Raw genomic sequence first — 9,955 nt, forward strand, 5'->3', positions numbered from 1 at the left:
AACAACGCCTAGCTCGAGAAGAACAACCGATACAAGACAGCAACCGATCGCCGACCGGCGGTCGGCTTTTTGTCTGTGAGGTTGCTTACAGCACGTCTGTGCGAGTCCCGTGCTGTTGGCTCGGCTGGGCCGACCTCCGCTGCCGGCGGAAGAGTCAGCTGTCGAACCCGTCGAATCCGTCGCCGTGGAAAGCCTCGTTCATCGAGGCATCGGCGTAGCCCCTGCAGTAGTCCCAGGTGACATACGCTTCCGGCGTCGGATCGTAGGCGGGTTCGTGCGGGCGCACGGTGCCGTCGACCAGCAGCTGAAGCAGGTTGGCGCGCAACATGTCCCAGTCGTGGTAGTGATCCTGCCTGCAGTCTTCGCAGCTGACCACGAGTCCACGGATACCGCGATGCGCCAGTAATGCCTCATACACTGCGAGATCGGCGAGATCCTCCTCGACCGCAAGGCGCTCGTGGGGATCCAGCGGCTCGCCGGGCTCGATGGCATCGAGCGCGGCGGACGGGTCGGAGGGGTCTCCGGCAAACGGATCCGGCGGCAAGCCAGGTGGTAGATGGTCACGCACACCCCCACGGTACGCAGAACAGGGGGGTCTTCGCCAGCTATGCGCACCGCCAGTTTCGCAGGCGTGTTCAGTTTCGCGGGTATGCGTCGCGAGTTGACCAGAGCCACAGCCGCCCTCGCGCACCGCGATCGTGGGCGAGTTTGCGGGACAGATACCATGGGTGAAAGGCGCCGGCCAGTACCCGACATTGGCGGAGCCGTCACCGTCCATCCCATCAGTTCTGCGCGACGCCGGTCGACCGGTGTCGGTCGCTTTCGACGTCCAGGAGGGGTCGATCCGAATGAGTAATCCCGTACCGGGCGAACGTATCGGAGTCCGCCCCCATACGGGTGGTGACGATCCGAACAAGATCGCCATGCTCGGCCTCACGTTCGACGATGTGCTGCTGCTACCGGCCGCTTCGGACCTCATCCCCAGCTCGGTGGAGACCTCCAGCCAGCTGACCCGCGAGATCCGGCTGCGCACACCGCTGGTGAGTTCCGCGATGGACACCGTGACCGAAGCCAGGATGGCCATCTCCATGGCCCGCGCCGGCGGCATGGGTGTGCTGCACCGTAACTTGGCGGCCGCCGACCAGGCCGCGCAGGTGGAAACCGTGAAGCGGTCCGAGGCGGGCATGGTGACCGATCCGGTGACCTGTCGCCCGACCGACACCCTCGCCGAGGTCGACGCGATGTGCGCCCGGTTCCGTATTTCCGGCCTGCCCGTCGTGGATGAGACCGGCGAGCTCGTGGGGATCATCACCAACCGCGATATGCGCTTCGAGGTCGACCAGAACCGGCGTGTCGCCGATGTGATGACCAGAGCGCCGTTGATCACCGCGCAGGAGGGCGTCACCGCGGAGGCCGCGCTCGGTCTGCTGCGCAGGCACAAGATCGAGAAGCTGCCGATCGTCGACGGCGGTGGCCGCTTGCGCGGACTCATCACGGTCAAGGACTTCGTCAAGACCGATCAGTACCCGAACGCCACCAAGGATCGTGACGGCCGCCTGCTCGTCGGCGCCGCGATCGGTGTCGGCGACGACGCGTGGTCGCGTGCGATGACGCTGGCCGACGCCGGCGTGGACGTGCTGATCGTCGACACCGCGCACGGACATCAGGTGCAGGTGCTGCAGATGGTCACCAAGGTCAAGGCCGAGGTCGGCGATCGCATCCAGATCGTCGGCGGCAACGTCGCGACAAGGGCAGGCGCTGCCGCGCTCGTCGAGGCGGGTGCCGACGCGGTGAAGGTCGGCGTCGGCCCCGGTTCCATCTGTACGACCCGTGTCGTGGCTGGTGTCGGCGCGCCGCAGATCACCGCCATCCTCGAGGCTGTTGCCGCATGCAAGCCGCACGGCGTGCCGGTGATCGCCGATGGCGGCATCCAGTTCTCCGGTGACATCGCCAAGGCGATCGCCGCGGGCGCGTCCACCGTGATGCTCGGCTCGGTGCTGGCAGGCACGGCCGAATCGCCCGGTGAGCTGATCCTGGTGGGCGGCAAGCAGTTCAAGAGCTACCGCGGCATGGGTTCGCTCGGTGCCATGCAGGGGCGTGGGCAGGCGAAGTCCTTCTCGAAGGACCGCTATTTCCAGGACGACGTGCTGGCCGAGGACAAGCTGGTGCCCGAGGGCATCGAGGGCAGGGTGCCGTTCCGCGGATCGGTCAACCAAGTGATCCACCAGCTCGTCGGCGGCCTGCGCGCCGCGATGGGCTACACGGGGTCGCAGTCGATCGCGCACCTGCAGGAAGCCCAGTTCGTGCAGATCACCGCGGCCGGCCTCAAAGAGAGCCACCCGCACGACATCACCATGACCGTCGAGGCCCCTAACTACACCGGTCGCGGCTAGTCGGCTCGTCGGTGATGTACTGGACCGGTCGGTCGGTGCATGATGGACCTGGCGCGCATGCCGTTCCGGTATGCGGCCGACAGTCGAGTTCTGTGGTGGGGCGGGACAAAGGCGCGCCCCACCACCGCTGAACCGGTAACCAAGAGTCGCGAGCGCCGCCACCGGCGTCCCCGCTCGCCACGACACCGTCTTCCGAGCGAAGCGAGACCGAGCCCTAGAGTTCGCGGCCCGTCTCGCTTCCGAGTGGGCGAAGCGCATGCGCCGTAGGCGCGAGTCTCGCCCGCTCGGAAGCGAGACCAAGGGGGCCGCGAACACGCGGCGCCGCAGGCGCCGCCGAAAAACAAGGAGACACAGTGCGCGACATGGTCGAGATCGGCATGGGCCGGACCGCCCGGCGTACCTACGAGCTGGATGATGTCGACATCGTTCCGTCGCGGCGGACTCGTTCGTCGAAGCAGGTATCGCTGTCCTGGCAGCTGGACGCCTACCGTTTCGAGATCCCGTTCCTCGCGCACCCCACCGACGCGTTGGTCTCGCCGGAGTTCGCTATCGAGCTCGGTCGCCTCGGCGGGCTCGGTGTCATCAACGGCGAGGGCTTGTGGGCCAGGCATGCCGATGTCGCCGCGAAGATCGATCAGCTGGTCGAGTTGGTCGGCAAGGGCGGCTACGAGCGGGCCGTCGCACTGCTGCAAGAACTGCACGCCGCGCCGATGCAGCCCGACCTGCTGGCCGCCGCGGTGTCGCAGGTGCGTGCCGCGGGCGTCACGGTGGCGGTGCGGGTCAGCCCGCAGAATGCCCGCGCTCTGACTCCGGCGCTGGTGCAGGCGGGCATCGACCTGCTCGTCGTGCACGGCACCATCATTTCCGCCGAGCATGTCGGTGATGGTGAGCCGCTGAACCTCAAGACTTTCATCTCCGAGCTCGATGTGCCGGTGGTCGCGGGTGGTGTGAGCGATCACCGGACTGCGCTGCATCTGATGCGCACCGGCGCGGCCGGTGTGATCGTCGGCTACGGTTCCTTCCCCGGGGCGACGACCACCGGTGAGGTGCTCGGCATCGGGGTGCCGATGGCCACCGCGATCGCCGACGCCGCCGCCGCGCGCCGCGACTACCTGGACGAGACCGGTGGTCGCTACGTGCACGTTATCGCCGACGGTGACGTCGCGACCTCCGGTCAGCTGGCCAAGGCGATCGCGTGCGGCGCGGACGCCGCCATGCTCGGTGTGCCGTTGTCGGTCGCCGCCGAGGCTCCGGGCCGCGGCTGGTACTGGCCTTCGGCGGCCGCGCACCCCTCGGTGCCGCGTGGCGCGCTGTTGCCGGTCGACGAGAGCTGGGTCGACAGCGCGGACGGCGACGTGGTCCGGCCGAGCCTGGAGCGAGTGCTGTTCGGGCCCTCCGACGACCCGTTCGGTTCGCTGAATCTCGTTGGTGGACTCCGTCGCTCGATGGCGAAGGCCGGTTACTCCGACCTCAAGGAATTCCAGAAGGTCGGGCTCAGCGTTCGCGCTTGATCGGACGCGCGGTTCGATTGCGCGAATGTCGAACTCGCCGAGGTTTGTTCAGCGTGCGCGAATCGGAGTGGGCTGGCTCTCGATTATCTGGGGCGTCGCTGCGACATCGGGTTCCCGTTTCCGGGAGAGGCGAGATCCTCACGGTGTACGCGCGTGCCGCGCAGCCTGCGTGCGTCCAGGTGACCTATTTGCTCCGGTGACAGCGTCGAGGCGGCCACCGCGTACGTGTCGACCGTGATGGCCGGCTCGGTGCCGGCGGGCTCCGACTGTACGGGCCGCGGCTCGCCGCAGCGGTGAACTCGCGTCGCGCTCAACGAACTCGCGTCGGCACCGTGCGTTCCCGCAGGAATTGTTGTATCGCATGGTTCACCGGTTCTGGGTGGGTCATGGTGACGGCCAGTCGCGCTCCCGCGATTTCGACGTAGGTCGATCCGGTCAGCCCCCGGGCGAGTTGTCGGGCGCGGTCGCGGGCGAGGCCGCTGTCGGTGGCGTGAATCACCAAGGCGGGGCTGGTGATTTCGGGCAGTCGGTCCTGCACCGAATCCCGGCCGAGCAGGCAGCCCGCCGCGACCTCGATGCCGCTGCGGTCGCGCACCAGCCAGCGTTTGGTCCAGATCGATCGATACCACTCGTCGTCGCCGATCAACCAGTGCGCCAGCTGGTCGACCGCGTCCCGCCTGGAGCTGTCGTCGTACCATTCGTCCAGAAATTTCTGGGTCGCCGTCGACTGTTCGGGAGTTGGTCCGTGTGCTTCGGTGCTGATGAGAATCAGCGCCGACACCCGCTCGGGTGCGATGAGCGCGGTGCGCAAAGCGGTGAAGCCCCCTTGCGCCGTGCCGCCGACCACGGCCCGTTCGGCGCCGAGGTGATCCAGCACCGTCAGCGCGTCGCGTGCGGCGGTCCAATAGGTGAAGGGTAGTCCCTGGTCCCTGGTGCGCCCATGGCCGCGCGCGTCCCAGGACACAATGCGGAATTCCGGTGCCAGCGCGGCCATTTGCGAAGCGAACATCGTTCGGTCCATGAAGAATTCGTGTGCGAGTAGGACAACCGGACCGTGCCCGCCGCTGTCCTCATAGTGGATGTCGGCATCGATCGCGCGGGCGAATGGCACGAGCATGAGGATAGCCAGCGGTGCGGGGGTGCGCGGGACGATTTGCGCCCTCATTAAACTGTGACGGTGGCAGATACTCAGAGACCGGTCCTTGTCGTCGACTTCGGCGCGCAGTACGCCCAGCTGATCGCCAGGCGGGTCCGCGAATCGAGTGTTTTCTCCGAGGTGATCCCGCATACCACCACGGTGGAGGAGATCGCGGAGAAGCAGCCGCTCGCGGTGATCCTGTCCGGTGGTCCCTCCAGCGTGTACGCCGAGGGCGCGCCGCAGCTGGACGCCAGGCTGTTCGATCTCGGCATCCCGGTTTTCGGCATCTGCTACGGCTTCCAGGCCATGGCGCAGGCGCTCGGCGGCACGGTCGCACACACCGGCACCCGCGAGTACGGCCGCACCGAACTCAGTACCGATGGCGGCCTGCTGCACGGCGGCCTGCCCACCATTCAGCCGGTGTGGATGAGCCACGGCGACGCGGTGACCGACGCGCCGGAGGGCTTCGAGGTCACCGGCACCAGTGCGGGCGCCCCGGTCGCCGCATTCGAGGATCGGGCCCGCAAGTTGGCGGGCGTGCAGTACCACCCGGAGGTGCTGCACTCGCCGCACGGTCAGCAGGTGCTCAGCCGGTTCCTGCACGAGCTGGCCGGTATCCCGGCTACGTGGACCCCGGCCAATATCGCCGACTCGCTGATCGCCTCGGTGCGCGAGCAGATCGGCGACGGCCACGCGATCTGTGGTCTGTCCGGCGGCGTGGACAGCGCGGTCGCGGCAGCGCTGGTGCAGCGTGCCGTCGGTGATCGGCTGACCTGCGTGTTCGTCGACCATGGCCTGTTGCGGGCCGGGGAGCGCGAGCAGGTGCAGCAGGACTTCGTCGCCGCGACCGGCGCCAAGCTGGTGACTGTCGACGCGGTGGACAAGTTCCTCGGTGAGCTGAAAGGTGTCACCGACCCCGAGGAGAAGCGCAAGATCATCGGCCGTGAGTTCATCCGGTCGTTCGAGGACGCGGTCTCGGAGGTGGTGATCGCCGAGGGCGGCGTGGAGTCGGATGGCTCGGGTCCCTCGGTCGAGTTCCTGGTGCAGGGCACGCTGTACCCGGATGTCGTCGAGTCCGGTGGCGGTGCGGGCACCGCGAACATCAAGAGCCACCACAATGTCGGCGGCCTGCCGGACGATCTGGAGTTCGAGCTCGTCGAGCCGCTGCGGCTGCTGTTCAAGGACGAAGTGCGCGCGGTCGGTCGTGAGCTCGGGCTGCCGGAGGAAATCGTTGCGCGCCAGCCGTTCCCGGGTCCGGGTCTGGCCATCCGCATTGTCGGCGAGGTCACCGCGGACCGGCTCGACACCTTGCGTCAGGCCGATGCCATTGCCCGCGAAGAACTTACGGCCGCGGGCCTGGATCGGCAGATCTGGCAGTGCCCCGTCGTGCTGCTCGCGGATGTGCGCTCGGTCGGCGTGCAGGGTGACGGCCGAACCTACGGTCACCCGATCGTGTTGCGCCCGGTCTCCAGCGAAGACGCGATGACCGCGGACTGGACGCGGCTGCCCTATGAGGTGCTGGAGCGGATCTCCACTCGCATCACCAACGAGGTCGCCGAGGTGAACCGCGTGGTCCTCGACGTGACGAGCAAGCCGCCGGGCACCATCGAGTGGGAGTGACGCGCACCTGATCGTGTTGGATCCCAACGGGTTTCGGATCGTGTGGTCCGCGAGGTTCTGATCGTGTTGGATCCCAACGGGGTTCGGATCGTGTGGTCCGCGAGGTTCTGATCGTGTTGGATCCCAACGGGGTTCGGATCGTGTGGATCGCGAGGTTCTGATCACCTTCGATCCCGGCGGGATTCGGGCGTGGCGGGTGGGGTGTGGGTGCTGCTCGCCGTCGAGGGATGAGCGGCCGGTACGCCCCGCGTCGAAGGTGTCGCGCGCGGATCGACCGTGTGATGCCGGCTCATTCCATCACAGTGGATCCCGTCGGCCTGCCCAGGATGAACTGGCCGAGCAGCATGCCACCGCCGAGATAGGACCGGGTCGGCGTCAGCGGGATGATCCGACCCATCGGGGTTCCCTGGTCGGTCGGTTCGTCGTCGGTCTCTGGTGTGTCGAACGGGTCTGCGGTCATCGCTTTCTCCTCGGTCGTCCGACGACAAATGACCCGTCTTGTGGACGGGTCATTGTCGTCGGTCATAGTCGGTTGTCGGTCAGCGGCGTCTGCGTGGGGAGACCACCAGCACGATGCCGATGACGATGGCGGCGATCACCACGATCCAGCCGAGGGGGATCACGCCGGTCGCGGGCATCGAGGCCGGGCCGACGAAAGCCCAGACGCTGACCGCGAGTGCGAGTAGGCCGACGATCAGCAGCGAGGCGGACGGTCCGCGGCGGTCGGTCGAGTTGTCGGTGTCGGATTTGTCAGCCACGACGCACCTCCGCATTGCCTGCCCGGACGTTGACCTTCAGATCGAGCACCGGTGCCCCGGGGGTGTTCGGGCCGGTAATCCCGGTAGGGCAGTTGACTTCCCCCATATTGACGGTGCATTCGGTGCGTACTGTCATGCCCGCAGGTAGCAGCACCTCGGCCTCGCCCATCTGGACTGCGAGATCTATGCTGCGGCTCTCGGTCAGATTCAGCGACCGCAGGTCCAGCGTGCCGGTTCCCATGGTCACCGCATATTTCGCATTCAGTTCGGTTATCGAGGCCGGCACCCAGGTGCGGTCACCCATGGTGGCGTTGTCGAACTCGATCGGGCCGATCATCGAAGCCATCAGGACGAACCCGGCCAATGGGGCGGTCACCACCAGCAGGCCGTAGCCGCGCCGCAGGAACGCGCCGAGCACCATCCCGAGACCGATCACCGCGAGCGCCACCGCCGCGATCCGCCCCGGCGTCATCCAGTCCACGCCCGAGGCTGCCGCCGCGCCTGCTCCCGCCGCGGCGAGGATGGCAAGGCCGAGTACCACCGGTGTCAGCCGGGAGCGCGGACGCTTCGGCGGCGGTGCGACGATGGTGCGAGTGGGGGTCGGTTCGGGCAGATCCCAGGCAAGCGGGGCGACTCCGAGCGGATCCCAGGAAGGCGGAGTCCGGTCGCCGAAGGCGGCGTGGGTCGGTGCGCTCGTGGTCCGCGTCGGAAGTTGAGCGGTCTGGCCGTTCGGAGCTTTTGTGCCGGAAGAGGTTTCGTCGGAGCCGAGGGACTTGTGGGCGGTAGCCGAGGTGGAGATGTCGGCAGCGCGGTCGGTGTCGGTGGGCGTGCTCTTGTCGAACGAAGGCGTTGCGTCCGGGCCGGATGGCGAGCCGCCTGTTTCGGGTGTCGTGCTCGTCTCCGGTATGGGACCGCTGGTGTCGGACGACGGGGTCTCGGGCATGGTGTTCGCAGGTGTCGTGGTGTCCGACGACGAGGTGCCGGGCGTAGACGTGCCTGCGGACGGCACTCCCTGTGGTGACAGCGTGCTCGTGTCGGACAGTGCCGCGTCAGCCCGCTTGTCGAGTAGGACTGTCTCGGCCCCGCTCTTGTCGAGCTGGATCGTGTCGGTGTCGTTCCCGTCTAGCTGCGTAGTGTCTGTGGTGCTGTTGACCAGCAGCGCTGTCTCGGCGTTGTTCTTGTCATGCGGCACAGTCTCGGCATCGCCTTTGTTGAGCGAGACCGACTCGGCTTCACCATCGTCGAGCAGCATCGCATCGCGAGCTACACGTTGCGTCTGAGCGTCTGCGCTGCGTCGAGTCGGCGACGGGGTCGCCTCGTCCTGCTGGACAGGTGTCGTCTCGTGCCGAACCGGGGTGTCCGGGATGTAGGCGTCCGGCAGCTTGGTGTACGGCGTGTACACGCTGGTCGACGGGACATCGGGGGAGTAGAAGTCAGTGGTGTTCGTCCGCAGCGGGGATCCCGCGGGGAACACCGTGCCGGGATAGCCGGTTGCGGCGAGGCCACCGTCGGCGACGAAACCGCCGAGCGCGCTGGTGCCGGGCGGCGGTGTCGGCTGCCGCATATGCAGCATCCACCAGCCCGCCAGCATCAGTGCCATGCTGATCAGCCCCGAGCCGGCCAACCCGACCCCGACCGGGCCCATGGTGCTCACCGCGATGGCCAGCGCCACGATCAACACGATGGTCTTGGTCTGGGACTGCGAGCTCTGCCCCTTGCCGAACAGCGACTCCGCCGCCGACGCCTGATCCCCGTCTTCGCTCAGCAGCAGCCACGCCAACAGATACAGCACGATCCCGGCGCCACCGAAGATCGTCGACACCACGAGCGCGACCCGCACCAGCACCGGATCGACGTTGTAACGCCGCCCGAAACCGGCCGCGACGCCCGCGATCGGACCTTGCCGCGGCAAGCGGACGGGCCGCGTGTGCCACATCTGCTGGAGTTGATCGCCGAAGCTCGTTTTCGTCATGTTTCCCATGGTGGGCCGGACCAGCTCGTCGGCACATCGGGGGGAACCCTGAATAATTTGCTGATCCTTTTGGACCGCCCGGTCTGTACTTTCCGCATGATCGGATCCCAGAAGCCCGTGCTCACGCCATGCAGGCAAGCTCAGTCGAATGACGCTTACCCCAGCTGCGGCAGACCCGACGCAGCTCACTGCGTCGAAACGGTCTCGTCATCTCTGGACCCCTGTCGTTCGGCCCGTGTCGAGAAAGCACGCACCATCTACCAGCACCCCGAACACGGGAACGAGACAACCCCTGGTGTTAGTCGATCAGCCGCCCCGGGCATCGGGGTTCTTGTACTCGCGGCAGGCCGGACATATCCGCGACCAGCTCCCGACAGCGTGACCCGAGCGGTCAGCCAACCGTCGATTCCCTACGGTGGCCAGCGCACCGGGACCCGTCGAACGTAGTCGAATGGTGGTTGCCCAGGCCGGGCGGATTCACGTGGTCGATGCAACAGGGGCAGTGTTGGACAGTACCTGGTCGAGGATGTAGGTCGGTGTTCGGAAGCCGTGGCGTTTGCGGG

Annotated in this window: 7 protein-coding genes and 1 pseudogene; 3 read left to right on the top strand and 5 right to left on the bottom strand. The window is 67.2% G+C overall.

Features of this window, described 5'->3' with window-relative positions; genetic code table 11:
- Positions 1-154: 154 nt before the first annotated feature.
- Positions 155-568 (bottom strand): DUF5319 domain-containing protein, encoded by a 414-nt coding sequence (locus AB0M74_RS28070; RefSeq protein ID WP_011207424.1) that lies wholly within the window; start codon positions 566-568, stop codon positions 155-157.
- 280 nt (positions 569-848) lie between these two features.
- Between AB0M74_RS28070 and guaB the strand changes: the two genes are divergently transcribed.
- Complete coding sequence (gene guaB / locus AB0M74_RS28075; protein ID WP_366529291.1) at positions 849-2,393, top strand: IMP dehydrogenase; 1,545 nt, start codon at positions 849-851, stop codon at positions 2,391-2,393.
- 353 nt (positions 2,394-2,746) lie between these two features.
- Positions 2,747-3,904, top strand: coding sequence for a GuaB3 family IMP dehydrogenase-related protein (locus tag AB0M74_RS28080; RefSeq protein WP_366529292.1), 1,158 nt, complete (start codon positions 2,747-2,749; stop codon positions 3,902-3,904).
- Between the two features lie 310 nt (positions 3,905-4,214).
- Here AB0M74_RS28080 and AB0M74_RS28085 read toward each other — a convergent pair whose 3' ends face one another.
- Positions 4,215-5,069: an alpha/beta fold hydrolase gene (locus tag AB0M74_RS28085; protein WP_366529293.1), complete on the bottom strand. Its 855-nt coding sequence runs from the start codon at positions 5,067-5,069 to the stop codon at positions 4,215-4,217.
- 12 nt (positions 5,070-5,081) lie between these two features.
- On the opposite strand from AB0M74_RS28085, the gene guaA reads away from it, so the two are divergent.
- The gene (guaA, locus tag AB0M74_RS28090) at positions 5,082-6,662 is read left to right on the top strand and encodes a glutamine-hydrolyzing GMP synthase (protein WP_366529294.1); all 1,581 of its coding nucleotides are present in this window, start codon (positions 5,082-5,084) and stop codon (positions 6,660-6,662) included.
- A gap of 289 nt (positions 6,663-6,951) precedes the next feature.
- Here the strand turns inward: guaA and AB0M74_RS28095 are convergent, their stop codons facing one another.
- The 3 genes and pseudogenes from AB0M74_RS28095 to AB0M74_RS28105 all read right to left on the bottom strand — a co-directional run.
- Positions 6,952-7,122 carry a hypothetical protein gene (locus tag AB0M74_RS28095; RefSeq protein ID WP_366529295.1) on the bottom strand — a complete coding sequence of 57 codons (171 nt, stop codon included), beginning with the start codon at positions 7,120-7,122 and terminating at the stop codon, positions 6,952-6,954.
- Positions 7,123-7,201: 79 nt separating this feature from the next.
- Positions 7,202-7,420, bottom strand: coding sequence for a hypothetical protein (locus AB0M74_RS28100; protein WP_366529296.1), 219 nt, complete (start codon positions 7,418-7,420; stop codon positions 7,202-7,204).
- 1,351 nt (positions 7,421-8,771) lie between these two features.
- A pseudogene (locus AB0M74_RS28105) lies at positions 8,772-9,401 on the bottom strand (PspC domain-containing protein); the annotation flags it as partial.
- Positions 9,402-9,955: the final 554 nt, after the last annotated feature.

The organism is Nocardia sp. NPDC051463 (genome assembly GCF_040681975.1).
Taxonomy (GTDB): domain Bacteria; phylum Actinomycetota; class Actinomycetes; order Mycobacteriales; family Mycobacteriaceae; genus Nocardia.